The organism is Escherichia sp. E2586 (assembly GCF_005781105.1).
Lineage (GTDB): Bacteria > Pseudomonadota > Gammaproteobacteria > Enterobacterales > Enterobacteriaceae > Escherichia.
In genome coordinates this window covers 237,323-263,608 of sequence record NZ_VATN01000007.1, presented here as the reverse complement: position 1 = coordinate 263,608, position 26,286 = coordinate 237,323, and the positions used below count along the sequence as shown (strand labels likewise).

At 51.8% G+C, this 26,286-nt stretch carries 27 protein-coding genes and 1 other RNA gene; 9 read left to right on the top strand and 19 right to left on the bottom strand.

From position 1 onward, the window contains the following. Positions 1-10: 10 nt before the first annotated feature. The gene (gene uacT / locus FEK50_RS09175; RefSeq protein ID WP_130207816.1) at positions 11-1,459 is read left to right on the top strand and encodes a urate/proton symporter UacT; all 1,449 of its coding nucleotides are present in this window, start codon (positions 11-13) and stop codon (positions 1,457-1,459) included. A gap of 1 nt (position 1,460) precedes the next feature. Then, entirely contained in the window at positions 1,461-1,586 is a 126-nt protein-coding gene (locus FEK50_RS09170) for a hypothetical protein (RefSeq protein WP_130207818.1), read from the top strand. 14 nt (positions 1,587-1,600) lie between these two features. On the opposite strand, the gene FEK50_RS09165 is transcribed toward FEK50_RS09170, so the two are convergent. Next, the gene (locus FEK50_RS09165; RefSeq protein WP_123057966.1) at positions 1,601-1,654 is read right to left on the bottom strand and encodes a hypothetical protein; all 54 of its coding nucleotides are present in this window, start codon (positions 1,652-1,654) and stop codon (positions 1,601-1,603) included. 54 nt (positions 1,655-1,708) lie between these two features. Between FEK50_RS09165 and idi the strand changes: the two genes are divergently transcribed. Continuing rightward, a complete protein-coding gene (idi, locus tag FEK50_RS09160) occupies positions 1,709-2,257 on the top strand; it encodes an isopentenyl-diphosphate Delta-isomerase (RefSeq protein WP_131161982.1) in 549 nt (182 codons plus the stop codon). Positions 2,258-2,476: 219 nt separating this feature from the next. Here idi and lysS read toward each other — a convergent pair whose 3' ends face one another. The 5 genes from lysS to xerD form a co-directional block, all read right to left on the bottom strand. Beyond that, positions 2,477-3,994 (bottom strand): lysine--tRNA ligase, encoded by a 1,518-nt coding sequence (lysS, locus tag FEK50_RS09155; protein WP_021529652.1) that lies wholly within the window; start codon positions 3,992-3,994, stop codon positions 2,477-2,479. A 9-nt stretch (positions 3,995-4,003) separates the two neighbouring features. Next, positions 4,004-5,102 (bottom strand): peptide chain release factor 2 gene (gene prfB, locus FEK50_RS09150; protein ID WP_096179399.1). Its coding sequence is split into 2 segments (ribosomal slippage): positions 4,004-5,026 and positions 5,028-5,102, totalling 1,098 coding nucleotides; the frame shifts between segments, so codons are not numbered across the junction. 91 nt (positions 5,103-5,193) lie between these two features. Continuing rightward, entirely contained in the window at positions 5,194-6,927 is a 1,734-nt protein-coding gene (gene recJ / locus FEK50_RS09145) for a single-stranded-DNA-specific exonuclease RecJ (RefSeq protein ID WP_131161981.1), read from the bottom strand. Positions 6,928-6,932: 5 nt separating this feature from the next. Beyond that, positions 6,933-7,643: a bifunctional protein-disulfide isomerase/oxidoreductase DsbC gene (dsbC, locus tag FEK50_RS09140; RefSeq protein WP_130207826.1), complete on the bottom strand. Its 711-nt coding sequence runs from the start codon at positions 7,641-7,643 to the stop codon at positions 6,933-6,935. Positions 7,644-7,667: 24 nt separating this feature from the next. Further along, positions 7,668-8,564: a site-specific tyrosine recombinase XerD gene (xerD, locus tag FEK50_RS09135; RefSeq protein WP_064529792.1), complete on the bottom strand. Its 897-nt coding sequence runs from the start codon at positions 8,562-8,564 to the stop codon at positions 7,668-7,670. 111 nt (positions 8,565-8,675) lie between these two features. On the opposite strand from xerD, the gene fldB reads away from it, so the two are divergent. Then, a complete protein-coding gene (gene fldB, locus FEK50_RS09130) occupies positions 8,676-9,197 on the top strand; it encodes a flavodoxin FldB (protein WP_130207828.1) in 522 nt (173 codons plus the stop codon). 39 nt (positions 9,198-9,236) lie between these two features. Here fldB and FEK50_RS09125 read toward each other — a convergent pair whose 3' ends face one another. Continuing rightward, a complete protein-coding gene (locus FEK50_RS09125; RefSeq protein ID WP_000244781.1) occupies positions 9,237-9,644 on the bottom strand; it encodes a protein YgfX in 408 nt (135 codons plus the stop codon). Further along, positions 9,625-9,891, bottom strand: a complete 267-nt coding sequence (gene sdhE, locus FEK50_RS09120) for an FAD assembly factor SdhE (protein ID WP_000354046.1) — start codon at positions 9,889-9,891, stop codon at positions 9,625-9,627. The genes FEK50_RS09125 and sdhE overlap by 20 nt, the downstream gene beginning before the upstream one ends. Positions 9,892-10,142: 251 nt before the next feature. Between sdhE and ygfZ the strand changes: the two genes are divergently transcribed. Then, the gene (ygfZ, locus tag FEK50_RS09115; RefSeq protein ID WP_130207830.1) at positions 10,143-11,123 is read left to right on the top strand and encodes a tRNA-modifying protein YgfZ; all 981 of its coding nucleotides are present in this window, start codon (positions 10,143-10,145) and stop codon (positions 11,121-11,123) included. Between the two features lie 319 nt (positions 11,124-11,442). Here ygfZ and FEK50_RS09110 read toward each other — a convergent pair whose 3' ends face one another. Continuing rightward, positions 11,443-12,102, bottom strand: a complete 660-nt coding sequence (locus FEK50_RS09110; RefSeq protein WP_130217956.1) for a hemolysin III family protein — start codon at positions 12,100-12,102, stop codon at positions 11,443-11,445. A gap of 163 nt (positions 12,103-12,265) precedes the next feature. Then, positions 12,266-12,577, bottom strand: a complete 312-nt coding sequence (gene yqfB, locus FEK50_RS09105) for a N(4)-acetylcytidine aminohydrolase (RefSeq protein WP_131161980.1) — start codon at positions 12,575-12,577, stop codon at positions 12,266-12,268. Positions 12,578-12,621: 44 nt separating this feature from the next. Here yqfB and bglA point away from each other — a divergent pair, with 44 nt between their 5' ends. Continuing rightward, on the top strand, positions 12,622-14,055 hold the full coding sequence (gene bglA / locus FEK50_RS09100) for a 6-phospho-beta-glucosidase BglA (RefSeq protein ID WP_138211664.1): 1,434 nt from the start codon (positions 12,622-12,624) through the stop codon (positions 14,053-14,055). A gap of 47 nt (positions 14,056-14,102) precedes the next feature. Here the strand turns inward: bglA and FEK50_RS09095 are convergent, their stop codons facing one another. From FEK50_RS09095 to ygfB, 8 genes are all read right to left on the bottom strand, one after another. Continuing rightward, positions 14,103-14,996, bottom strand: a complete 894-nt coding sequence (locus FEK50_RS09095; protein WP_131162013.1) for a transporter — start codon at positions 14,994-14,996, stop codon at positions 14,103-14,105. Positions 14,997-15,454: 458 nt separating this feature from the next. Beyond that, complete coding sequence (gene gcvP / locus FEK50_RS09085; RefSeq protein ID WP_131161978.1) at positions 15,455-18,328, bottom strand: aminomethyl-transferring glycine dehydrogenase; 2,874 nt, start codon at positions 18,326-18,328, stop codon at positions 15,455-15,457. 118 nt (positions 18,329-18,446) lie between these two features. After that, positions 18,447-18,836 (bottom strand): glycine cleavage system protein GcvH, encoded by a 390-nt coding sequence (gene gcvH / locus FEK50_RS09080; RefSeq protein WP_001295377.1) that lies wholly within the window; start codon positions 18,834-18,836, stop codon positions 18,447-18,449. Between the two features lie 23 nt (positions 18,837-18,859). Continuing rightward, positions 18,860-19,954, bottom strand: a complete 1,095-nt coding sequence (gene gcvT, locus FEK50_RS09075) for a glycine cleavage system aminomethyltransferase GcvT (protein ID WP_130259402.1) — start codon at positions 19,952-19,954, stop codon at positions 18,860-18,862. Positions 19,955-20,398: 444 nt separating this feature from the next. After that, positions 20,399-21,601 (bottom strand): FAD-dependent 2-octaprenylphenol hydroxylase, encoded by a 1,203-nt coding sequence (ubiI, locus tag FEK50_RS09065; RefSeq protein ID WP_131161977.1) that lies wholly within the window; start codon positions 21,599-21,601, stop codon positions 20,399-20,401. Positions 21,602-21,623: 22 nt separating this feature from the next. Further along, complete coding sequence (ubiH, locus tag FEK50_RS09060) at positions 21,624-22,802, bottom strand: 2-octaprenyl-6-methoxyphenyl hydroxylase (RefSeq protein ID WP_130207844.1); 1,179 nt, start codon at positions 22,800-22,802, stop codon at positions 21,624-21,626. Next, on the bottom strand, positions 22,799-24,124 hold the full coding sequence (gene pepP, locus FEK50_RS09055; RefSeq protein ID WP_131161976.1) for a Xaa-Pro aminopeptidase: 1,326 nt from the start codon (positions 24,122-24,124) through the stop codon (positions 22,799-22,801). The genes ubiH and pepP overlap by 4 nt, the downstream gene beginning before the upstream one ends. A gap of 25 nt (positions 24,125-24,149) precedes the next feature. Beyond that, the gene (gene ygfB / locus FEK50_RS09050) at positions 24,150-24,728 is read right to left on the bottom strand and encodes a UPF0149 family protein YgfB (protein ID WP_135383206.1); all 579 of its coding nucleotides are present in this window, start codon (positions 24,726-24,728) and stop codon (positions 24,150-24,152) included. Between the two features lie 167 nt (positions 24,729-24,895). On the opposite strand from ygfB, the gene zapA reads away from it, so the two are divergent. The 3 genes from zapA (at position 24,896) to FEK50_RS09035 (ending at position 26,073) form a co-directional block, all read left to right on the top strand. After that, complete coding sequence (gene zapA / locus FEK50_RS09045) at positions 24,896-25,225, top strand: cell division protein ZapA (protein ID WP_001276008.1); 330 nt, start codon at positions 24,896-24,898, stop codon at positions 25,223-25,225. A gap of 41 nt (positions 25,226-25,266) precedes the next feature. Then, a non-coding RNA gene (gene ssrS / locus FEK50_RS09040) (6S RNA) lies at positions 25,267-25,450 on the top strand. A gap of 20 nt (positions 25,451-25,470) precedes the next feature. Continuing rightward, entirely contained in the window at positions 25,471-26,073 is a 603-nt protein-coding gene (locus FEK50_RS09035; protein WP_130207850.1) for a 5-formyltetrahydrofolate cyclo-ligase, read from the top strand. Positions 26,074-26,173: 100 nt separating this feature from the next. Here FEK50_RS09035 and ibsC read toward each other — a convergent pair whose 3' ends face one another. Beyond that, positions 26,174-26,233, bottom strand: a complete 60-nt coding sequence (ibsC, locus tag FEK50_RS09030) for a type I toxin-antitoxin system toxin IbsC (protein WP_071525914.1) — start codon at positions 26,231-26,233, stop codon at positions 26,174-26,176. Positions 26,234-26,286: the final 53 nt, after the last annotated feature.

Genomic DNA, 26,286 nt, shown 5'->3' with positions numbered 1-26,286 from the left:
AGAAAGACTGATGAGCGCCATAGATTCTCAAATTCCCTCATCTTCAGGGCAAGACCGCCCAACGGATGAGGTGGACCGCATATTATCACCAGGAAAGCTGATCATACTCGGTCTGCAACACGTCCTTGTTATGTACGCAGGCGCAGTCGCCGTCCCACTTATGATTGGTGACAGACTCGGACTCTCGAAAGAAGCTATCGCAATGCTGATTAGCTCCGATCTCTTTTGCTGCGGTATCGTCACATTATTGCAATGTATCGGCATTGGTCGCTTTATGGGAATTCGCCTGCCGGTGATTATGTCGGTGACCTTTGCGGCTGTAACGCCAATGATTGCCATTGGGATGAACCCGGATATCGGTCTGCTGGGGATTTTTGGCGCGACCATTGCGGCCGGTTTTATCACCACGCTATTAGCACCACTTATTGGTCGCTTAATGCCTTTATTCCCACCGTTAGTTACCGGTGTGGTTATTACCTCTATCGGCCTGAGTATTATTCAGGTAGGCATTGACTGGGCTGCTGGCGGTAAAGGAAATCCACAATATGGCAATCCGGTTTATTTAACCATTTCCTTCGCCGTCTTAATTTTCATCTTGCTTATCACCCGTTACGCCAAAGGATTTATGTCCAATGTCGCCGTATTACTGGGGATTGTATTTGGCTTCTTGTTGTCGTGGATGATGAATGAAGTGAATCTGTCTGGGCTGAATGATGCTTCGTGGTTCGCCATTGTCACGCCAATGTCGTTTGGTACGCCAGTTTTCGATCCGGTTTCCATTCTGACCATGACCGCAGTGTTAATCATCGTATTTATTGAATCGATGGGGATGTTCCTGGCCTTGGGGGAAATTGTCGGTAGAAAACTTTCTTCACAAGACATTATTCGCGGGCTACGCGTAGATGGCATAGGGACAATGATCGGCGGCACGTTTAACAGCTTCCCGCATACTTCCTTTTCGCAAAACGTTGGCCTGGTCAGCGTGACGCGCGTTCACAGTCGCTGGGTGTGTATCTCTTCCGGGATTATATTAATCATGTTCGGGATGGTGCCCAAAATGGCGGTGCTGGTAGCTTCCATTCCGCAATTTGTACTAGGCGGTGCAGGATTAGTAATGTTCGGTATGGTGCTGGCGACGGGGATCCGCATTCTGTCGCGCTGTAACTACACCACCAACCGCTACAACCTTTATATCGTGGCTATTAGCCTTGGCGTGGGTATGACCCCGACGCTTTCTCATGATTTCTTTTCTAAATTACCTGCCGTACTGCAACCGCTGCTGCATAGCGGCATTATGTTGGCGACTATCAGTGCGGTAGTGCTGAACGTCTTTTTCAATGGTTATCAGCATCATGCCGATCTGGTGAAGGAATCTGTTTCTGATAAAGATTTAAAAGTCAGAACAGTGCGTATGTGGCTTTTGATGCGCAAGCTAAAGAAAAATGAGCATGGTGAATGATATGAACCTATTAATACGCACTATATTCAGTCTGTTATTACTCTTAATGATCTCCATTCCTGTCATTTCTGACTGCGTGGCAATGGCTATTGAAAGTCGCTTCAACTATATGATGCTGCTTTTTTAAATGACCTTTCTCTGTCAGCATCCGCTCAAAACGGGCGGATGCCGATAAACACTCACTTGGTTAATCATTTGACTCTTCAGTTATCTATAATGACGAGTGATTAGAATTACATGTGAGAAATTATGCAAACGGAACACGTCATTTTACTGAATGCACAGGGAGTCCCCTCGGGTACGCTGGAAAAATATGCCGCACACACGGCAGACACCCCCTTACATCTCGCGTTCTCCTGCTGGCTGTTTAATGCTAAGGGACAACTGCTGGTTACCCGCCGCGCACTTAGCAAAAAAGCGTGGCCAGGCGTGTGGACTAACTCGGTGTGCGGTCATCCACAACTGGGCGAAAGCAATGAAGAGGCGGTAATCCGCCGTTGCCGCTATGAACTGGGCGTGGAAATAACGTCACCCGAATCGGTTTATCCAGACTTCCACTATCGCGCCACTGACCCGAATGGCATTGTCGAAAATGAAATGTGTCCAGTCTTTGCCGCACGAATTACCAGCGCGTTACAGCCCAACGGTGATGAAGTGATTGATTATCAATGGTGTGATTTATCAGATGTTTTACGCGCTATTGATGCTACGCCGTGGGCGTTTAGTCCGTGGATGGTGATGCAGGCGACAAATCACGAAGCCAGAAAACGATTGTCTGCATTTACACAGATTAAATAAAAAACTCCGACGGTTGCCGAGGTAACAGATTGTTGACAATGTGCTCGCTGTTTTATGCCGGATGCGGCGTGAACGCCTTATCCGGCCTACAAAGTCGTGAAAATGCAATATATTGCAGAGGCGATGTAGGCCTGATAAGCGTAGCGCATCAGGCAATTTTGCATTTGCCAACAGTCATAACCCCGACAAATGCCGGGGTTAAGTGCATACGCGTAACGCTTATTTTACCGGACGCATTGCCGGGAACAGAATAACGTCGCGGATGGTATGGCTGTTGGTGAACAGCATTACCATACGGTCGATACCAATACCCAGACCAGCTGTCGGCGGCAAACCATGTTCCAGTGCGGTGACGTAATCTTCGTCGTAGAACATTGCTTCGTCGTCGCCTGCATCTTTCGCTGCAACCTGATCCAGGAAGCGCTGCGCCTGATCTTCGGCATCGTTCAGCTCGCTAAAGCCGTTACCGATTTCACGACCACCAATGAAGAACTCAAAGCGGTCAGTGATTTCCGGGTTAACGTCGTTACGACGCGCCAGCGGGGAAACTTCTGCCGGATATTCAGTAATGAAGGTCGGCTGAATCAGATGTGCTTCTGCCACTTCTTCGAAGATCTCGGTAACGATACGGCCCAGACCCCAGCTCTTCTCAACGTGGATACCGATAGATTCAGCAATCGCTTTCGCAGAGTCGAAGTTGTCCAGATCCGCCATGTCGGTTTCCGGGCGATATTTCTTGATCGCTTCACGCATGGTCAGTTTTTCGAACGGTTTACCGAAGTCCAGCGTTACGTCGCCGTAGGTCACTTCCGTCTTACCGAGAATATTCTGTGCCAGAGTACGGAACAGCGATTCAGTCAGTTCGATCAGATCTTTGTAATCTGCGTAAGCCATGTAGAGTTCCATCATGGTGAACTCTGGGTTATGACGCACGGAAATACCTTCGTTACGGAAGTTACGGTTGATTTCGAACACACGTTCAAAGCCGCCAACCACCAGACGCTTGAGGTACAGTTCCGGCGCAATACGCAGGTACATGTCGAGATCCAGCGCGTTATGGTGGGTGATAAACGGACGTGCAGCGGCACCACCCGGGATCACCTGCATCATCGGGGTTTCAACTTCCATAAAGCCGCGATTCACCATGAACTGGCGAATACCGGACAGAATTTGCGAACGCACTTTAAAGGTGTTGCGGGATTCATCGTTAGAGATGAGATCCAAATAACGCTGACGATAGCGCGCTTCCTGATCCTGCAAGCCGTGGAATTTGTCCGGCAGCGGACGCAGAGCTTTGGTCAGCAGACGCAGCTCGGTACAGTGGATAGACAGTTCGCCGGTTTTGGTTTTGAACAGTTTACCTTTCGCGCCGAGGATGTCGCCGAGGTCCCATTTTTTGAACTGCTCGTTGTAAACACCTTCCGGCAGATCGTCACGGGCAACGTACAGCTGAATGCGGCCACCCACATCCTGCAGGGTAACGAAAGACGCTTTACCCATAATACGGCGGGTCATCATGCGGCCAGCAACGGCAACTTCGATGTTCAGCGCTTCCAGTTCTTCGTTCTCTTTACCGTCGAATTCTGCGTGCAATTGGTCAGAGGTATGATCGCGACGGAAATCGTTCGGGAAGGCAATCCCCTGCTCGCGCAGGTTCGCCAGCTTCTCACGACGCGTTTTCAGTTCATTGTTAAGATCGACTACCGCGTCAGCGCCCTGTGCGTGTTGTTCAGACATGTTGGTTCCTCATAACCCTGCTTTCAAACTTGCTTCGATAAATTGATCCAGGCTGCCGTCCAGCACGGCCTGCGTGTTGCGGGTTTCTACCCCGGTACGCAGATCTTTAATGCGGGAATCATCAAGGACATAAGAACGAATCTGGCTGCCCCAGCCGATGTCGGACTTGGTGTCTTCCATCGCCTGTTTCTCGGCATTCTTCTTCTGCATCTCCAGTTCATAAAGCTTCGCTTTCATCTGCTTCATGGCCTGGTCTTTGTTCTTGTGCTGGGAACGGTCGTTCTGGCACTGGGTCACGATCCCGGTTGGGATGTGAGTAATACGCACCGCAGATTCGGTACGGTTAACGTGCTGACCGCCCGCGCCGGACGCGCGATAAACGTCAATGCGCAGATCCGCCGGATTGATTTCGATATCAATATCATCATCAACTTCCGGGTAAACAAACGCGGAGCTGAACGACGTGTGGCGGCGACCGCCGGAGTCAAACGGACTCTTACGCACCAGGCGGTGAACACCTGTTTCTGTACGCAGCCAGCCGTAAGCGTAATCGCCGGAGATTTTGATCGTCACGGATTTAATACCCGCCACTTCACCTTCCGACTCTTCGATGATTTCAGTTTTGAAACCACGTGATTCTGCCCAGCGCAGATACATACGCTCAAGCATGCTCGCCCAGTCCTGTGCTTCCGTACCGCCAGACCCCGCCTGAATATCGAGGTAGCAGTCGGCGCTGTCATATTCGCCAGAGAACATGCGGCGGAACTCAAGCTGCGCCAGTTTTTCTTCCAGGGCGTCGAGTTCAGCAACGGCTTCGTTAAAGGTTTCTTCGTCGTCAGCTTCTACAGCCAGTTCCAGCAGACCAGAAACATCTTCCAGCCCCTGTTTCATTTGGTCGAGGGTGTCGACAACGGCTTCGAGGGAGGAACGCTCTTTACCCAGCGCCTGTGCGCGTTCGGGTTCGTTCCAGACATCCGGCTGTTCCAGCTCGGCGTTTACTTCTTCCAGACGCTCTTTCTTGGCGTCGTAGTCAAAGATACCCCCTAAGAACGTCGGAGCGTTCCGTGAGGTCCTGAATGCGATTATTTACCGGATTAATTTCAAACATGGTCTGATTTCTTTTATTGAGCTAGTCAAAATGCGGTGATAAGAGCGGGATTGTACCGGATCCCGGCTCAATTTTATACATACTAAATTCGTCAGACAGGCCAGATATTGTCGATGATAATTTGCAGGCTGCGGTTGCCGCGAAACTCGTTAATATCGAGCTTGTACGCCAGTTGCACTTCGCGCACGCCGTTATCCGGCCAGAGGGCGGTATCGACATTAAAAGCAATACCATCCAGCAGTGGACCGCCGCCGACCGGTTCGACCATAACTTTCAGATGACGCTCACCTACCAACCGCTGTTGCAGCAGGCGGAAATGGCCATCAAACAGTGGTTCCGGGAACATCTGCCCCCACGGGCCAGCATCACGTAGCAGCTGCGCCACTTCCATGGTCATCTCTTCAGCGTTTAACGGGCCGTCGGAGACGACTTCACCCTGTAATAATGCGGGGTCCAGCCACTCGGTAACCAGTTCGCCAAAGCGTTGTTGAAAAAGTTCGAATTTATCCTCTTCCAGCGACAGGCCTGCCGCCATCGCATGGCCGCCAAACTTGAGCATCATGCCCGGATAGAGCGTGTCTAAGCGCTCCAGCGCATCGCGCATATGCAGCCCCTGAATGGAGCGTCCAGAACCTTTTAACGTACCGTCTCCCGCTGGCGCAAACGCAATAACCGGACGGTGAAAACGCTCTTTAATACGCGAAGCCAGAATACCGACAACCCCCTGATGCCATTCAGGATGATACATTGCCAGCCCGCCGGGCAGCGTGTCGCGACTTCGCTCCAGTTTCTCGCACAGAGTTAGCGCCTCAACCTGCATTCCCTGTTCAATCTCTTTGCGCGTCTGGTTTAGGGCGTCGAGTTCATTTGCCAGCACACGCGCTTCGCCGATGTTGTCGCACAGTAACAGCGCCACTCCGACGGACATATCATCCAGTCGCCCGGCAGCATTGAGACGTGGCCCCAGCGCAAAACCTAAATCGCTGGTGGCGAGTTTTTGCGGATCGCGGTTTGCCACTTCCAGCAGCGCTTTAATCCCTGGGCGGCACTTCCCGGCGCGGATTCGGCTCATGCCCTGCCAGGTCAGGATACGGTTATTCGCATCCAGCGGCACCACGTCCGCCACCGTCCCGAGCGCCACCAGATCCAGCAATTCCGCCAGATTAGGGATTGCAATGCCACGGTCATCAAACCAGCCCTGATCGCGCAAAAAGGTGCGCAGCGCCAGCATCAGATAAAATGCGACGCCTACGCCTGCCAGTGACTTCGATGGAAAGTCGCAGTCACGCAAGTTAGGGTTAATAATGGCTTCCGCCGCGGGTAACGTATCGCCCGGCAAATGGTGATCGGTAACAATAACCGGAATGCCCAGCGTGCGAGCGTGTTCAACGCCCGCGTGAGAGGAAATGCCGTTATCCACCGTCACAATCAACTGCGCGCCACGGGCATGCGCCTGCTCAACCACTTCCGGGCTTAAGCCGTAACCGTCTTCAAAACGGTTCGGCACCAGGAAGTCGATGTTGGCGCAGCCAAGCGAACGCATCGCCAGCACGCTAAGGGCGGTACTGGTCGCGCCGTCGGCGTCGAAATCTCCGACCACAATTATCCGCGTTCCTTCGCGAAAAGCGTTGTAAAGGATCTCAACGGCCTTTTCGACGCCGCTCAGTTGCTGCCAGGGCAGCATCCCTTTAACACCGCGTTCCAGTTCCTGCGCGCTACGCACGCCCCGGCTGGCGTATAAACGACGCAGCAAGGGCGGCAGATCAGCAGGCAGGTCTGCCGTTTCATCGATTTCACGGCGACGAAGTTTTATCTGTTGTTTCACGCGAATTATTTACCGCTGGTCATTTTTTGGTGTTCGTCGAGGAATTCTTTCATGTCTTTCGGCGGCTGGTAGCCTGGCACCAGAGTACCGTTGCTCAGCACAATCGCCGGAGTACCGCTGACGCCAAGCTGGACGCCAAGCGCGTAATGGTTGGCAATATCCACGTCGCAACTGGCTGGCGCGACGCTTTTACCCGCCATCACATCATCAAACGCTTTGTTTTTATCTTTCGCACACCAGATAGCTTTCATTTGTTGCTCAGCCTGGCTCTCCAACCCCTGGCGCGGGAAAGCGAGATAACGCACGGTGATCCCCAGCGCGTTGTAGTCTGCCATCTGCTCATGCAGCTTGTGGCAGTAGCCACAAGTAATATCGGTGAACACGGTGATGACGTGTTTTTCCTGCGGCGCTTTATAAACAATCATATCTTTTTCAAGCGCGTTCAGTTGCTTTAACAGCATCTTATTGGTGACATTGACCGGAGCCGTGCCGCTAACGTCATACATTGGCCCCTGAATGATATGTTTACCATCATCGGTGATGTACAACACACCGCTGTTAGTCAGAACTGTCTTCATGCCAGCCACGGGCGCGGGCTGAATATCGCTGCTTTTGATGCCCATTTTGGCTAACGTTTGTTGAATTGCCGCGTCATCCGCTTGAACAAAGCCTGAAAACGCCGCCAACAAAGTAAATAACATAAAACCTTTCTTCATAAATCTTCCCGTTCTTTTCAGACATCACGCCCGTGGGTGATGCTGTTGATGAAGTTGCCGCAGACGCTCGGTAGCGACATGCGTATAAATTTGCGTGGTGGAGAGATCGCTATGGCCCAACAACATCTGCACCACGCGTAAGTCCGCACCATGATTTAACAAATGAGTGGCAAAGGCATGACGCAACACATGCGGTGACAGCTTTTCGCTATCGATACCCGCCAGCACGGCATAATGTTTAATGCGGTGCCAAAAGGTCTGGCGCGTCATCTGCTGCGCGCGCTGGCTGGGAAACAGCACATCAATCGACACACCGTTCAATAGCCATGGCCGCCCGTGTTCCAGATAGTTTTCCAGCCAGTAGACCGCCTCTTCACCTAATGGCACCAGGCGTTCTTTGTTGCCTTTACCAATGACCCGTACCACGCCCTGGCGCAGGCTGATATCACTCATTGTCAGCCCGACCAGTTCCGAGACACGTAGCCCGGTAGCATACAACACTTCAAGCATGGCTTTGTCGCGAAGCTCCAGAGGCTGATCGACTAAAGGTGCCTGTAATAATCTTTCAACCTGCGCTTCGCTTAAATCTTTCGGCAAACGCTGGGGCAATTTCGGCGAAGCCAGATGCGCACTGGGATCGTCTTCACGAAACTTTTCGCGATAAAGATACTGGAACAATCGGCGCACCGCACTCAGCAAACGTGCTGAACTGGTGGCTTTATACCCGCCCTCCAGCCGTTCTGCCAGTAATGCCTGCAAATCGTCACTTTGTGCCGTTGCCAGCGTCAGCCCACGATGATGCAACCACTCCACCATCATTGACAGATCGCGACGGTATGCGTTCAACGTATTTTCGGCGAGATTTTTTTCCAGCCACAGGGCATCCAGAAACTGCTCGATGCGTGCCAGATCTTGTTTCACTTGCGCCCCTTATCGTTACTCGTTTGATCCATTATGCCTTATTGTGCCGTGACTAAAGCGATTCTGATACACTAGCCGCAAAAGCCACAGCAGAATCGAGAAGCTTACGTTATGAATATGGGTCTTTTTTACGGTTCCAGCACCTGTTACACCGAAATGGCGGCGGAAAAAATCCGCGATATTATCGGCCCAGAACTGGTGACCTTACATAACCTCAAGGACGACTCCCCGAAATTAATGGAGCAGTACGATGTGCTCATTCTGGGTATCCCGACCTGGGATTTTGGCGAAATCCAGGAAGACTGGGAAGCCGTCTGGGATCAGCTCGACGACCTGAACCTCGAAGGTAAAATTGTTGCGTTATATGGGCTTGGCGATCAGCTGGGATACGGCGAGTGGTTCCTTGATGCGCTCGGCATGCTGCATGACAAACTCTCGACCAAAGGCGTGAAGTTCGTCGGCTACTGGCCAACGGAAGGATATGAGTTTACCAGCCCGAAACCGGTGATTGCTGACGGACAGCTGTTCGTGGGTCTGGCGCTGGATGAAACTAACCAGTATGACCTTAGCGACGAGCGTATTCAGAGCTGGTGTGAGCAAATCCTTAACGAAATGGCAGAGTATTACGCCTGATGTGACTGACGGCTTTGCGCATTAGCGTTGCCGTCATGTTTACCTTTGCGTCTCTTGTTGCAACAAAATTCGCCGTAAATCCCGCCATTCGGCTTCGTCCATGCTGTCTGCTGCCAGCCATAAATGTTGCCGTTTACCGCTGTCAGAACGTAAACGCAGCATCATGCCGCTTTTAATCATCCACGGCGCTTTGACGATGCTCCACTCTTGCCCTTGCCAACGCAAACGCCCGTCCATCAACAGGCGAATCTCCCCCTGACGAGCATTAATGCGCCGCTGGCTGCGAACGCAATCAAACACCACCAGCGAAAGCAACACCATCCATAACGGGGTGTAGCTGAGCGGCCAGGGCATGAGTAAAATAACAGCGGCAACCAGCCCATGAATCAGCAAGGAAAGCCACTGTGCGCGCCAGGAGACGCGCAGATCAGATTGCCACAGGACCACGTTCCCGGTTCCGTGTCTGGATAAGTCGGACCATCATTTCCAGTTCTGCATCGGCCGGTTTACCGTGATTCATCAGCCAGTTGAACAGGTCCGGGTCGTCGCATTCCAGCAGACGAATAAAGATGCGTTTTTCGTCATCACTTAAGCTGTCGTACTCATGTTCGAAAAACGGCATGATTGAAATATCGAGTTCGCGCATACCACGGCGGCATGCCCAATGAATGCGGGCTTTGTTGTTAATGTCCATCTTCTTCCTGTCTCACGAAAATCCAGTACCAGGCTATTGTAACGTGTTTTTCGACTTCTTTTGCGGGAATATCGGTAAACACAATCGCGATCGCGAAATTAATCCGCAACAATTCAATGGCTTCATTTTTTTGGATGTCGCCTCGCAAAGCATATCAGAAGGCACAGATCGCGTAGTGAAAGCACTTGCATTGCCTCATAGCTCTTTTACCATTAGTCATTAATACGCCGTTTGTTACACAGGACTCCATTATGGCTTTTACACCTTTTCCTCCCCGTCAGCCTACGGCTTCTGCCCGTTTACCACTGACGCTGATGACGCTTGATGACTGGGCGCTTGCCACCATTACTGGCGCGGACAGCGAAAAATATATGCAGGGCCAGGTGACAGCAGACGTCAGCCAGATGTCAGAAGACCAGCATTTGCTCGCCGCGCATTGCGACGCCAAAGGTAAAATGTGGAGCAATTTACGTCTGTTCCGCGACGGCGATGGCTTTGCGTGGATTGAACGCCGCAGCGTGCGTGATTCGCAGCTGACTGAACTGAAAAAATATGCGGTGTTTTCTAAAGTGACCATCGTGCCGGACGATGAACGTGTGCTGCTCGGTGTTGCCGGTTTTCAGGCACGCGCCGCGCTGGAAAATCTCTTCAGCGAAATGCCTTCGAAGGAAAAACAGGTAGTTAGAGAAGGTGCGACCACACTGCTATGGTTTGAACATCCGGCAGAACGTTTTCTGATCGTAACCGATGAAGCTACCGCTAATACTTTGACCGATAAACTGCGCGGTGAAGCGGAACTGAACAATAGCCAACAGTGGCTGGCATTAAACATTGAAGCGGGTTTCCCTGTTATTGACGCTGCTAACAGTGGGCAGTTTATCCCGCAGGCGACTAACCTTCAGGCGCTGGGCGGTATCAGCTTTAAGAAAGGCTGCTATACCGGGCAAGAGATGGTGGCACGAGCTAAGTTCCGCGGAGCCAACAAACGCGCGCTCTGGTTGCTGGCGGGTAGCGCCAGCCGTTTGCCGGCAGCTGGTGAAGACTTAGAGCTGAAAATGGGCGAAAACTGGCGTCGTACCGGTACGGTGCTGGCTGCGGTAAAACTGGAAGATGGTCAGGTAGTAGTTCAGGTCGTCATGAATAACGATATGGAACCGGACAGCATCTTCCGCGTTCGTGATGATGCGAATACATTGCGTATCGAGCCGCTGCCGTATTCGCTGGAAGAGTAAATCGCTGTATCGCTTCGGGCATCTATTGTATTGACTGATGCGACGCTGAAGCGTCTTATCAGGCCAGGGATCTGGTGCCTTTTTCACAAATGGGAAGCGGCCCGTAGGCCGGATAAGGCGTTCACACCACATCCGGCAGTTGCGCTCCGATGCCTGATGCGACGCTGGCGCGTCTTATCAGGCCTTCAACTTGGTGCCTTTTTCACAAGTGGGAAGCGGCCCGTAGGCCGGATAAGGCGTTCACGCCGCATCCGGCAGTTGCGCTCCGATGACTGATGCGACGCTGGTGCGTCTTTTCATGCCGACAAAGACACAGCCATTACGGCTGTCCAATATACAAATAGATCGCCAGGAAATGGCACACACTGCCGCCGAGCACAAAGCCGTGCCAGATGGCGTGGTTGTAGGGGATGCGTTTGCAGACGTAGAAAATCACCCCAAGCGAGTAAACCACACCGCCTACTGCCAGTAAGGTAACGCTGCCCGCCGCGAGTTTAACTGCCATTTCATAAATCACCACCAGTGACAGCCAACCCATCGCCAGATAAGTCACCAGAGATAAAATTTTGAATCGGTGCGCGATGGTCAGTTTGAACAGAATCCCCAGCAATGCCAGGCTCCAGATAACAATCATCAACCCGCGCGCTAACGGAGAATCCAGCCCCACCAGCAAAAACGGCGTGTAGGTTCCTGCAATCAACAGGTAAATGGCGCAATGGTCAAATTTCTTCAGCCACATTTTTGCCCGTTGATGGGGAATGGCGTGATAAAGCGTCGAAGCGAGGAACAGCAGGATCATACTGCCGCCATAAAGGCTGTAACTGGTTATCGCCGTGGCGCTGGCATTAAGATCCACCGCCTGAACCAGTAGCAATACCAACCCGACGATACCAAACACCAGCCCAATGCCGTGACTGATGCTGTTGGCAATTTCCTCTGCCAGCGAATATCCCTGCTTAATGAGAGGCTTCTGAACCATAACTTACTCCGGAGAAACGTACACGCACGTGAACACTTCTCCAGCGTAACTGAGAATAGTTCCAGTGAACACCTGTTAGCTAAAATAAATTCTGATTTGAGAGTAATCTCCGAAAAATCATGAAATTAAATGTTAAATTTCAACTAACAGGCGTGAGTTCAACTTAAAGGCATTTAAATTCAATTACATAAAACTGTGTCTGACCAGGATAGATGTCGGCAATGACTCTTTTCAGTTCAGGCAGGGTCATATTTTCCTGTTGTGCATGTTTTTCTGTGAGAGTATCCAGCGTTACGGTTGAAGTTGCGGTAACTTCAATGGTGCAAAAATAGCCGTCATCTTCAAAGCGCCCGACGCGGAGCACATCGCCCGGTTTAAAGTGCGATTCAGACTCGTCGCGAATAGTGATGGTTTTACGCCCAGCCAGAATGTCATCCTGGAAACGTTGAAAAAAAGTGATGTCGTTTGGCTGCATGGTACTATTTCCTGTAAGAATTGACTCATTTGGAGCCTATGATAGTGAAAAAACTCACCTTACCGAAAGATTTCTTATGGGGTGGCGCAGTTGCCGCTCATCAGGTCGAAGGCGGCTGGAACAAAGGCGGCAAAGGGCCGAGTATTTGCGACGTGCTAACCGGTGGCGCACACGGCGTGCCGCGCGAAATCACCAAAGAAGTTTTGCCCGGCAAATACTATCCGAACCATGAAGCCGTTGATTTTTATGGCCGCTACAAAGAAGACATTAAGCTGTTTGCTGAAATGGGCTTCAAATGTTTTCGTACTTCCATCGCCTGGACGCGCATTTTTCCAAAAGGCGATGAAACACAGCCAAACGAAGAAGGGCTGAAGTTCTACGATGATATGTTCGATGAACTGCTGAAATACAACATCGAACCGGTGATCACCCTCTCCCACTTTGAAATGCCACTGCATCTGGTGCAGCAATACGGTAGCTGGACCAATCGTAAAGTGGTTGATTTCTTTGTGCGTTTCGCGGAAGTGGTATTTGAACGCTATAAGCATAAAGTCAAATACTGGATGACCTTCAACGAAATTAACAACCAGCGTAACTGGCGTGCACCGCTGTTCGGTTACTGCTGCTCCGGCGTGGTGTATACCGAGCATGAAAACCCGGAAGAGACGATGTATCAGGTGCTGCATCATCAGTTTGTCGCCAGCGCCCTGGCGGTGAAAGCCGCGCATCGCATCAACCCGGAGATGAAAGTCGGTTGTATGCTGGCGATGGTGCCGCTCTATCCTTACTCCTGTAACCCGGACGATGTGATGTTCGCTCAGGAGTCGATGCGCGAGCGCTACGTCTTTACCGATGTGCAGCTGCGTGGCTATTACCCGTCCTATGTATTGAACGAGTGGGAGCGTCGCGGATTTAACATCAAAATGGAAGATGGCGATTTTGAAGTGCTACGCGAAGGCACCTGCGATTATCTTGGCTTCAGTTATTACATGACCAACGCGGTGAAGGCCGAAGGCGGCACCGGCGATGCGATCTCTGGTTTTGAAGGCAGTGTACCGAACCCATTTGTAAAAGCGTCGGACTGGGGATGGCAGATTGATCCGGTGGGTCTGCGCTATGCACTATGCGAATTGTATGAGCGTTATCAGAAGCCGCTGTTTATTGTCGAAAACGGTTTTGGCGCTTACGACAAAGTGGAAGAAGACGGCAGCATCAACGACGACTACCGTATTGATTACCTGCGCGCCCATATCGAAGAGATGAAAAAAGCGGTGACTTACGATGGCGTGGATCTGATGGGCTACACACCGTGGGGCTGCATCGACTGCGTGTCATTCACTACCGGGCAGTACAGCAAACGCTACGGCTTTATCTATGTGAATAAACATGACGACGGTACTGGCGATATGTCGCGTTCACGTAAGAAGAGCTTTGACTGGTACAAAGAAGTGATTGCCAGCAACGGCGAGAAGCTGTAATTCCCGCATGTTACCCGCCAGCAGGCGGGTAACATTCTGCACCTGATTTACCAGGTCTTACCGATTTTAAATTCCCAGCGAACATCTTCCATCTTAGCTGGCGACTTCGCTTCCTGCATTACCGGAAAGAAAGCCCCGGCACCAAACCATAAATTCAGTGAATCAACGGCAACGTTAAATGACGGGCCAACAACCCATTCGGTAGTACCTGAGTGGTTATTAATGGTGCTGCCATTAGGCAATTTTTTTGTACCTGAAGCGTTATTGCTGTAGGCACTTTCCAGGCCAATATCCAGCGGCAAATCACTGAACATATAACGCACCTGGGTATTCCATTGAAATTCACTGCCGCGCTTCACATCCTGGTTTCCACGCTCAAATGGCCCTTGATAAACAAAATCCATATCTCCTTTAATATTGGGCGTGAATGATTTTGTTAAAGAGAGTGATACCCGCCCTCCCCAGGCGCTGTTCCCAGGCAAATGATTATCTCCATCTTGCCCGGTGGGTAGTAATAACGCCCCACCTACCGTAACCCAAAACGGATCCCCTCTTCGCTGGCTCATTAAAGCATAAGTTGCCCCCACCGATTGGTCGCCCATTCCCTCTATATGTTCAGGAGACAGATTGTCTCGTTTGTTATTGATATAAGAGCCCACAGTTGATAATTCCAGTCTGTCGGTCAGACCATAACGAATCTTCAATAACCATATTTGGGAGTAAACATCCGGACTTCCGTGCCCCTCGATTTGATGTTCTTTATCACGAAATGAGCTATTCACGGCGGTTAATAGCATTCCTTCTGGCAATACTGAACCTCCAGAAATAGCGGTATTAACTGGCGCACCTAACAGATTGCTGGGCCTGTTTTCTCCTTCAACTGCCACTGCATTCATTGATAAAAAGCATGATATTAATGGTAGAAATATAAATCGTTTCATCATTCCCTCCAGGTATGAAAAACAAAGCGTTAAATTAAGAATCATTCTTGTTATTTATATTTGTTTTGCTTTTATTATTTAGGCAAATAACTTAATGGAGTTAATATACGGAAAGTTTTTCAATTATATTGAGAGCTAAATAACGATTCCGGAGAGAAACTATTTGTAATTACATGTAAACATAGTGTGTTGTTTTTATTAAATAACGACACGATAAAAATAATTCTCGATAAATAATTAGCAAGAAGCGCAATAAAAACAGGAAAATTAAATTTAGGCTAACAGACTAATGAGAAACGAAAAGTTGCCTAATGCGTTGCGATTATCAGGCTTGTTTTTACTGCAATATATTTAATTTTAAAATGCTGTGGGGCGGGTAAGACACTCACGTCGCATCCGGCATAAACAAAGCACGAAAAGGCGCCGAAGCGCCTTTAGAAGATAGTCGAATCAGTGAATTACTGGTATTCGCTAATCGGTACGCAGGAGCAGAACAGGTTACGGTCGCCGTAAACATCATCCAGACGTTTCACCGTCGGCCAGTATTTGTCTGCCACGCCTGCCGGGAATACTGCAACTTCACGGCTGTACGGATGCGCCCACTCGGCGACCAGTTCGCTCTGAATGTGCGGAGCGTTCACCAGCGGGTTATCTTCCAGCGGCCAGACACCGGCTTTCACCTGGTCGATTTCTGCGCGGATAGCCAGCATCGCGTCGATAAAGCGATCCAGTTCCACTTTGCTTTCAGATTCAGTCGGTTCAACCATCAGCGTACCCGCCACCGGGAACGACATCGTCGGCGCGTGGAAACCGTAGTCGATCAGGCGCTTGGCAATATCCAGCTCGCTGATGCCGGTTTCTTCTTTCAGCGGGCGAATATCGAGAATACATTCGTGCGCCACGCGACCGTCGCGACCGGTATACAGCACCGGGAAAGCATCCTGCAGGCGGCTGGCAATATAGTTGGCGTTGAGGATTGCCACCTGGCTTGCTTTTTTCAGCCCTTCTGCGCCCATCATGCGGATGTACATCCAGCTGATTGGCAGAATGGATGCGCTACCGAACGGTGCCGCAGAAACCGCGCCCTGACGGGTTAACATGCCTTCGATTTGCACCACGCTATGGCCCGGCACAAACGGCGCCAGATGCGCTTTCACGCCGATCGGTCCCATACCCGGACCACCACCGCCGTGCGGGATGCAGAAAGTTTTATGTAGGTTAAGGTGCGAAACGTCCGCGCCAATAAAGCCCGGCGAGGTGATGCCAACCTGGGCGTTCATGTTCGCGCCATCAAGGTAAACCTGACCGCCGAACTGATGCACGACTTCACACACCTCACGGATCGTTTCTTCGTACACGCCGTGGGTGGAAGGATAGGTCACCATGATACAGGAGAGGTTATCGCCCGCCTGTTCCGCTTTCGCGCGCAGATCAGTCAGATCGATGTTGCCGTTTTTATCACACGCCACAACTACCACCTGCATTCCTGCCATATGTGCAGAAGCAGGATTAGTTCCGTGCGCAGAAGCCGGGATCAGGCAGATATCGCGATGCCCTTCGTTGCGGCTTTCATGATAATGACGAATCGCCAGCAGGCCCGCGTATTCGCCCTGTGCACCAGAGTTCGGCTGCATACAAACGGTGTCGTAACCGGTCAATTTCACCAGCCAGTCAGCCAGCTGCGCGATCATCTGCTGATAACCTTCGGCCTGTTCCGGCGGGCAGAACGGGTGCAGTTCGGCAAATTCCGGCCAGGTGATCGGGATCATCTCGGCGGCGGCGTTCAGTTTCATGGTACAGGAACCCAGCGGAATCATCGCCTGATTCAGCGCCAGATCTTTACGCTCCAGCGAGTGCATATAGCGCATCATTTCGGTTTCGCTGTGGTAGCGATTAAACACCGGATGGGTGAGGATTTCGTCATCACGCAGCATCGCAGGTTGAATAGAGCGACTGTCGTGAGCCACGTCTTTGTCCAGCGTGTCGATCTCAAGCCCGTGGTTATCGCCCAACAGCACGCTGAAAAGCTGCATCACGTTTTCGCGCGTGGTGGTTTCATCAAGGGTGATCCCAACCGCGTTCAGAATATCGCTACGCAGGTTGATTTCAGCCGCTTCGGCACGCGCCAGTACGCCCGCTTTGTCGGTCACTTCCACACACAAAGTGTCGAAATAGTGCGCATGGCGCAGCTTCAGACCTTTTTGTTGCAGGCCCGCCGCCAGGATATCGGTCAGGCGGTGGATGCGGTTAGCGATACGTTTCAGGCCAACCGGACCATGATAAACAGCATACAGGCTGGCGATGTTTGCCAGCAGTACCTGGGAAGTACAAATGTTGGAGTTCGCTTTCTCACGGCGAATATGTTGCTCGCGAGTCTGCATCGCCATGCGCAGAGCGGTATTGCCAGCTGCATCTTTCGATACACCGATAATGCGACCCGGCATTGAGCGTTTGTATTCATCTTTCGCCGCAAAGAATGCTGCGTGCGGGCCACCGTAGCCCATCGGTACGCCAAAGCGTTGCGCCGAACCAAAAACAATATCCGCGCCCTGTTTACCCGGCGCGGTTAACAGCACCAGCGCCATAATATCGGCGGCGACGCTGACCACAATTTTGCGTGATTTCAGTTCGCTGATAAGCGCTGTGTAGTCGTGAATTTCACCAGTAGTGCCGACCTGCTGTAACAGCACGCCGAACACATCCTGATGCTCGAGCACTTTTTGCGCGTCATCGACAATCACTTCAAAACCAAAGGTTTCGGCACGAGTACGTACCACATCCAGCGTTTGCGGATGAACGTCAGAAGCAACAAAGAAGCGGTTGGCATTTTTCAGTTTGCTGACGCGTTTCGCCATCGCCATTGCTTCGGCGGCAGCGGTGGCCTCGTCCAGAAGAGAAGCCGAAGCCATATCCAGCCCGGTTAAATCCAGCGTTACCTGCTGGAAGTTGAGCAGTGCTTCGAGGCGGCCCTGGGAGACTTCAGGTTGATACGGAGTATACGCGGTATACCAGCCCGGATTTTCCAGCATGTTACGCAGAATAACCGGCGGCAACTGCACGGCGGTGTAACCCATGCCAATGTAAGACGTGAAGCGTTTATTGCGACTGGCAATAGCCTTGAGTTCAGCCAGCGCGGCGTATTCGGTCGCCGGTGCGCCAACCTGCGGCGGGGTCGCAAGCTGAATATCTTTCGGCACAATCTGGCCGGTCAGCGCGTTTAACGATTGTGCGCCAACGGCATTCAGCATTTCTTGCTGTTGCGCGGCGTCCGGTCCGATATGGCGTTCAATAAAAGCGCCGCTGTTTTCAAGCTGGCTTAACGTCTGTGTCATGAGTGATGGTTCCTGAAACGTGCAGTGAATTGTGAACCTCTCTCCTTGCGAAGAGAGTGAGGGTGAGGCGTAAATTTTCCTCACCCTGATCCTCTCCCGCAGAAGAGGATTAAAGCCGTTACTCGTCTTCTAACAATGCTTCGTATGCGGTCGCATCCAGCAGTGATTCCAGTTCGCTTTCATCACTGGCTTTGATTTTAAAGATCCAGCCGCCTGCATACGGTTCGCTGTTCACCAGTTCCGGGGAATCGCTCAGTGCGTCGTTTACCGCCACAATTTCACCGCTTACTGGCGCATAAATGTCTGACGCTGCTTTTACTGATTCGGCAACCGCGCAGTCATCACCCGCGCTAACCGTTGCGCCGACTTCCGGCAGGTCAACAAACACCATATCGCCTAACAGCTCCTGAGCGTGTTCGGTGATGCCAACGGTGTAAGTGCCGTCGGCTTCTTTACGCAGCCATTCGTGTTCTTTGCTGTATTTCAGTTCTGCTGGTACGTTGCTCATCAATCAATCTCCAAAAAAGTAAATCACGCGACGGCTTTGCCGTTACGCACAAAAACAGGTTTCGTCACTTTTACCGGCATTTCACGGTTGCGAATTTGCACAATCGCTGTTTCGCCAATGCCCTCCGGCACACGCGCCAGCGCAATGCTGTAGCCCAGCGTCGGGGAAAAAGTACCGCTGGTGATAATGCCTTCTTGCTGGTTGCCCTGTGCGTCGGTAAAACGTACCGGCAGTTCATTACGCAGCACGCCTTTTTCGGTCATCACCAGGCCAACTAATTTTTCTGTGCCATGTTCACGCTGCACTTCCAGGGCTTCACGACCGATAAAGTCACGATCTGCCGGTTCCCAGGCGATAGTCCAGCCCATGTTGGCGGCTAAAGGAGAGATGGTTTCGTCCATCTCCTGACTATAAAGATTCATACCCGCTTCCAGACGCAGCGTGTCACGCGCGCCCAGGCCACATGGCTTAACGCCCGCTTCCACCAGCGCGCGCCAGAAATCAGCCGCTTTTTCATTGGGCAGCGCAATTTCGTAGCCCGCTTCACCGGTGTAACCGGTGGTGGCAATAAACAGATCGCCCGCCTGCACGCCAAAGAACGGTTTCATCCCTTCCACCGCCTGACGCTGGGCGTCATTAAACAGTGTGGCAGCTTTTGCCTGCGCATTCGGCCCTTGTACGGCAATCATGGAAAGGTCATCACGAACGGTAATTTCGATGCCGAAAGGTTCAGCGTGTTGGGTAATCCAGGAGAGGTCTTTTTCGCGGGTGGCGGAGTTAACAACGAGGCGGAAGAAATCTTCAGTAAAGTAGTAGACGATGAGGTCATCTATCACACCACCAGAGGCATTCAACATCCCCGAGTAAAGGGCTTTGCCGCTTTTGGTGAGCTTCGCCACATCGTTCGCCAGCAGATAACGCAGAAACTCCCGGGTGCGGCTGCCGCGGAGATCGACGATGGTCATATGCGACACATCAAACATTCCGGCATCGGTACGTACCGCATGATGTTCGTCGATTTGCGAACCGTAATGCAGCGGCATCATCCAGCCGTGGAAATCCACCATGCGAGCGCCGCAAAGCGTGTGTTGTTCGTACAAAGGAGTCTGTTGTGCCATCTTGTCCTCATTGAATAAGCGGGGCTGACAACTTTTCGTGGTGAAATTGTCACCACGAAACCCAGCACTGGAGCCACTCCCGGTCCCCAACGCAATCGTTCTCTTTTCCCTGAACTTACCACCGAAACAGACAGTTAACCATAAGGAAAAATTGATCATCACATTAGCTTATGGTTAAAAATCTCAAAAATGACAACAGGACAAAAAACCAAATAACACGATACACGCAAACAAACATAACGAGTTAATAAAATAGTTTTGAATAAAGCGATATTAAGAACTAAAAAATTGTCAAAAATCGCTAAATCAAAAATTCACGGCATTAGAAAATATAATGCGAAATTACGGGTGAAATTAGTTTATTTCAAATGAGGAAAATCTCCCGGCGAAAAACCGGGAGATGAAAGTGTGATGGGTATCAAATAAACAAAAGAGGAGAAATTTTTAACGCAGCCATTCAGGCAAATCGTTTAATCCCATTGCCTGACGAATAAGTTGCGGTTTAACGCCAGGAAGCGTGTCGGCCAGTTTCAGACCAATATCACGCAGCAGTTTTTTCGCTGGATTAGCTCCAGAAAACAGATCGCGGAATCCTTGCATACCTGCCAGCATCAGCGCCGCGCTGTGCTTGCGGCTACGCTCATAGCGACGCAGGTAAATGTACTGCCCGATGTCTTTACCCTGACGATGCAGTCGTTTCAGTTCAGCAATCAGCTCTGCAGCATCCATAAAGCCGAGATTTACCCCCTGCCCCGCCAGCGGGTGGATGGTATGCGCGGCGTCGCCCACCAGCGCCAGACGGTGCGCGGCAAACTGGCGCGCATAACGCCCCGTCAGCGGGAACACCTGACGCTCGCTCTCAACCTTGCATAAGCCCAGTCGATTATCAAAAGCGATATTTAACGCGCGATTAAATTCGTCTTCCCCTGCCTGCTGCATCCGCTGCGCTTCCTCTGGCGACAGTGACCACACAATCGAGCAAAGATGCGGTTCGCTAAGCGGTAAAAAGGCCAGAATGCCTTCGCCATGGAAAACCTGCCGCGCCACAGCATCATGCGGTTCTTCCGTGCGAATGGTCGCCACCAGCGCGTGATGCTGATAATCCCAGAAAGTCAGCGGAATATCGGCCTTGTTGCGCAACCAGGAATTAGCGCCGTCCGCACCAATTACCAGACGCGCCGTTAACATGCTGCCATCTTTCAGCGTCAGGAAGGTTTCGTTTTCCCCCCAGGCGACCTGTTGTAATTCTGCGGGGGCCAGCAGGGTGATATCTGACGACTGCAGCGCTTTGTTCCACAGCGCGTAGTGAATCACTGAGTTTTCAACGATATGCCCAAGATGGCTATAACCCATGCTTTGATCGTCAAACGAGATGTGACCAAAACTGTCTTTATCCCACACTTCCATACCGTGATAACAGCTGGCTCTGCGAGAGAGGATGTCCTGCCAGACACCAAGACGGGTGAGTAATTTTTCGCTGGCGGCATTGATAGCCGAAACGCGCAGTTGTGGTGGTGCATCCGCCGCCAGAGGTTCCGGTACGCGCTGCTCCAGTACGGCAACGCGTAAGCCGCTCCCCTGTAAGCCGCAGGCAACCGCCAGCCCCACCATGCCGCCGCCAACAATGGCTACATCAACACTTTGCATTGTTTATTCCTTAAAACCGCCTTCAACGCGCCACCCAACCGAGGGTGCGCTGCGCCAGCACATCGCGTGCCGGGGTGAATAATTCCATCGTCATCAGCCCGATGTTGCGCCCGACAACCAACGGCGCCCAACGGTTGGCAAAAAGATGTACCAGACTGTCCGTAACGCCGATGGTTGCTTCGCGATCGCTCTGTCGACGCTGCTGATAACGGCACAATACGCCGTAATCACCAATGTCTTCTGCGCGCTCCTGCGCCTGGGTCAGGGTTTCCGCAAGGCTCATCACATCACGCATACCGAGGTTAAATCCTTGCCCGGCAATCGGGTGCAGGGTTTGCGCCGCATTGCCCACCAGCACGGTGCGATGGGTAATCGGTCTGGCGGCGCGGGTTAACGCCAGCGGATAAGCACTGCGTTTACCGGCGTGGGTAATTTGCCCCAGTCGCCAGCCAAAGGCAGACTGGAGTTCACGGCAAAACTTCTCGTCGCTCCACGCCAACACTTCTTCGCGCCGTTCCAGTGGATGACACCAGACCAGCGAACAGCGTCCTTCAGACATCGGCAACATCGCCAGCGGGCCATGTTGCGTAAAGCGTTCAAAAGCGCGCCCTTCATGCGCAATGGAAGTTGCAACGTTCGCAATCACAGCCAGTTGTTCGTAGGGCTCCTGCTGCCAGTCAACGCCACAGGTAGTAGCTAACGAGGAATGCGTACCGTCAGCCGCCACCAGCACGCGGCCCGTCAGCGTCTCGCCACTCTCCAGCGTCACTTCAACGTTAGCTGGGGTACGAACAACATTAGCAATGCGATCCGGGCAATGCAGCGTTACGCCAGGCGCTTTGCGCAACAGCGCAAACAGCCGTTGCCCGACATTGTGTAATTCGACAACCTGCCCCAGCGCCGCCAGTTGGTAATCTTCTGCGGCGAGGGTGACGAATCCGGCATGACCACGATCGCTGACATGCACGGTGGTGATGGCGGTTGCGCAATCAGCCAGAGATTGCCAGACACCGATGCGCGCCAGCTGCTGACAGGTGCCCGCCGCCAGCGCAATAGCCCGTCCATCAAAGCCCGGATGAGCATGAGACTCTGGCGCGGTCGCTTCAATCAAATGTACCGGCAGCGTCCCGTGACTTAACCGGGAAATAGCCAGCGCCAGCGTCGCGCCAGCCATGCCGCCACCGACGATGATTACGCTCATTGCTTTCTCGCAGCTGCCATCAATGCTTCGATTTCTTCCGGCTTTTTCACCACGCTGGCGGTGAGGTTTTCGTTGCCGTTTTCGGTAATCACAATGTCGTCTTCAATACGAATGCCGATACCGCGATATTGTTCTGGCACTTCTGCATCCGGCGCAATATACAGCCCTGGCTCTACGGTCAGTACCATGCCCGGTTCCAGAATGCGCGAGCGATCCTGGCCATAAACGCCAACGTCATGGACATCCAGACCTAACCAGTGGCTCAGGCCATGCATAAAGAAAGGACGATGGGCGTTCTGAGCGATCAGTTCATCAACATCACCTTTCAGAATACCGAGTTTTACCAGGCCGCTAATCATGATGCGCACAACTTCACCGGTGACTTCCTGAATGGAAGTTCCCGGACGATACAGGCGCAGGCTGGTTTCAAGAGATTCCAGCACAATGTCGTAGATTTCACGCTGGGCCTGGGTGAATTTGCCATTGACCGGGAAGGTACGGGTGATGTCGCCCGCGTAACCTTTATATTCACAACCTGCGTCAATCAACACCAGGTCGCCGTCGCGCAATTCACACTCGTTTTCGGTGTAATGAAGAATGCAGCCGTTTTCACCGCTGCCGACAATGGTGTTATAGGAAGGATAGCGCGCACCGTGGCGGTTGAATTCGTGGTGAATTTCGCCTTCCAGATGGTACTCGAACATCCCCGGACGACATTTTTCCATCGCCCGGGTATGCGCCAGTGCGCTGATTTCACCCGCGCGGAGAAGTACGGCAATCTCTTCCGGCGATTTGAACAGGCGCATTTCATGAACAATGGGACGCCAGTCGATCATCGTTGCTGGCGCGGTGAGATTTTGCCGCGAGCCTTTACGCAATTTTTCCAGCGCACTATTCACGATTTCATCAGCATATGCATATTCGCCCTGGGCGTGGTAAACCACATCCAAACCGTTAAGCAGTTGATAAAGTTGCTGATTAATTTCACTGAACGCCAGAGCGCGATCAACGCCCAGTTTCTCTGGCGCGGCATCCTGACCTAAACGACGGCCAAACCAGATCTCCGCCGTCAGGTCGCGCACGCGGTTAAACAAAACGCTGTGGTTATGAGTGTCATCGCTTTTAATCAGCACCAGTACCGCTTCCGGTTCATTAAAGCCGGTGAAGTACCAGAAGTCGCTGTTCTGACGATAGGGGTATTCGCTGTCGGCGCTTCGGGTCACTTCTGGTGCCGCAAAAATCAGCGCGGCGCTGCCGGGTTGCATTTGCTCCACCAGGGCCTGACGGCGGCGCTGAAATTCCTGCTGAGATATCTCACTCATAACACTCTCCTTACGTTTTTTGTTTTTAGTGTAGAGTCGGTTTTTGTACTTCTGGTGCGGTCGGTTGCGGATGAGTAAAGGTGTCATGGCATAACAGCGCAGCAACACGGACGTACTCGATGATCTCTTCAAGCGACATTTCCAGCTCTTCTTGATCTTCGTCTTCGTCGTAGCCCAGTTGCGCGATGTTACGCAGATCGTCAATGGCTTCACCAGTTTCGCCAGTCACTTTATCCAGCTTCGGCTGAGTGACGCCAAGACCGAGCAGGAAGTGATTTACCCAGCCAGCCAACGCATCAGCGCGATCGAAAACGCTAACGCCATCGCCATCAGGCAGATAAAGCTGAAAAAGGAAGCCGTCATCCTGCAAGGCATCACTGGTGGCAGAGTGCATTTTGCGCAATGCTTGGGCAAGTTCATGCCCGAAAGCCATACCTTCGTTCGTCAGGTCGTGAAGCAGCGGCAGCCAGGAGCTGTCATCATTACCGCCACATATCATCCCACTGATTAAACCATGCATCTCAGCGGGGGTCAGACCTGTCCCTTGTTGGTTCAGATACTGGTTCATTTCATTGTAACCAGGCATTTCGTTCTGTATTGACATAAGCATTCGGCATCAAAGGGAGGAAGATTCATGATATGCTATCACTTTGGACCCTGGTGGACCAGAAAAGGGCTTGTCTCATTGCACCAGGGTAGCTATAGTTTCGCCCCTTCGCAGACCAAAGGTCTGAAGGCGAAGGCAGCGCAGTCAATCAGCAGGAAGGTGGCATGTCTGCACAACCCGTCGATATCCAAATTTTTGGCCGTTCACTGCGTGTGAACTGCCCGCCTGACCAAAGGGATGCGTTGAATCAGGCTGCGGACGATCTGAACCAACGGTTGCAAGATCTGAAAGAACGCACTAGAGTCACAAATACTGAACAGTTGGTTTTCATTGCCGCATTGAATATCAGCTACGAGTTAGCGCAAGAAAAAGCGAAGACTCGTGACTACGCGGCAAGCATGGAACAGCGTATTCGGATGCTGCAACAGACCATAGAACAAGCGTTACTTGAACAAGGTCGCATCACCGAAAAAACGAACCAAAACTTTGAATGACACTTTCCGGTTTACTGTGGTAGAGTAACCGTGAAGACAAAATTTCTCTGAGATGTTCGCAAGCGGGCCAGTCCCCTGAGCCGATATTTCATACCACAAGAATGTGGCGCTCCGTGGTTGGTGAGCATGCTCGGTCCGTCCGAGAAGCCTTAAAACTGCGACGACACATTCACCTTGAACCAAGGGTTCAAGGGTTACAGCCTGCGGCGGCATCTCGGAGATTCCCTTCTTATCTGGCACCAGCCATGACGCAACTACCAGAGCTCCCACTGACATTATCCCGACAAGAAATCCGCAAAATGATTCGGCAACGTCGTCGTGCGTTAACGCCGGAACAACAACGTGAAATGGGCCAGCAGGCTGCCATGCGGATGATGAGTTATCCCCCTGTTGTGATGGCGCATACGGTCGCTGTATTCCTCTCTTTTGATGGCGAACTCGACACCCAGCCGCTCATAGAGCAACTCTGGCGCGCAGGTAAGCGCGTGTATCTTCCCGTTTTGCATCCCTTTAGTGCCGGTAATTTACTGTTCCTGAATTACCATCCTAAGAGTGAACTGGTAATGAACAGGTTGAAGATCCACGAGCCAAAACTGGACGTGCGTGACGTGCTCCCCCTTTCCCGATTAGACGTCCTGATAACGCCGCTGGTCGCCTTTGATGAGTTCGGTCAACGGCTGGGAATGGGCGGTGGATTTTATGATCGGACATTGCAAAACTGGCAGCACTACAACATGCAGCCAGTAGGTTATGCCCATGATTGCCAGTTGGTGGAAAAACTCCCCGTAGAAGAATGGGACGTCCCGCTGCCTGCGGTGGTTACGCCATCGAAAATCTGGGAGTGGTGAGGGCGACACACCTGCATCGCCCTGATTGACATCGTTGATTCTTTAACCTAATTTAGTGAGTAAGGGTAAGGGAGGATTGCTCCTCCCCTGAGACTGACTGTTAATAAGCTGGGAAACTTATGAGTAACAGTACAATCAGTATGATGACAAGTCGCATCATAACCCTTCTCCTTTAAGCCCTCGCTTCGGTGAGGGCTTTACCGTTACAGCCCT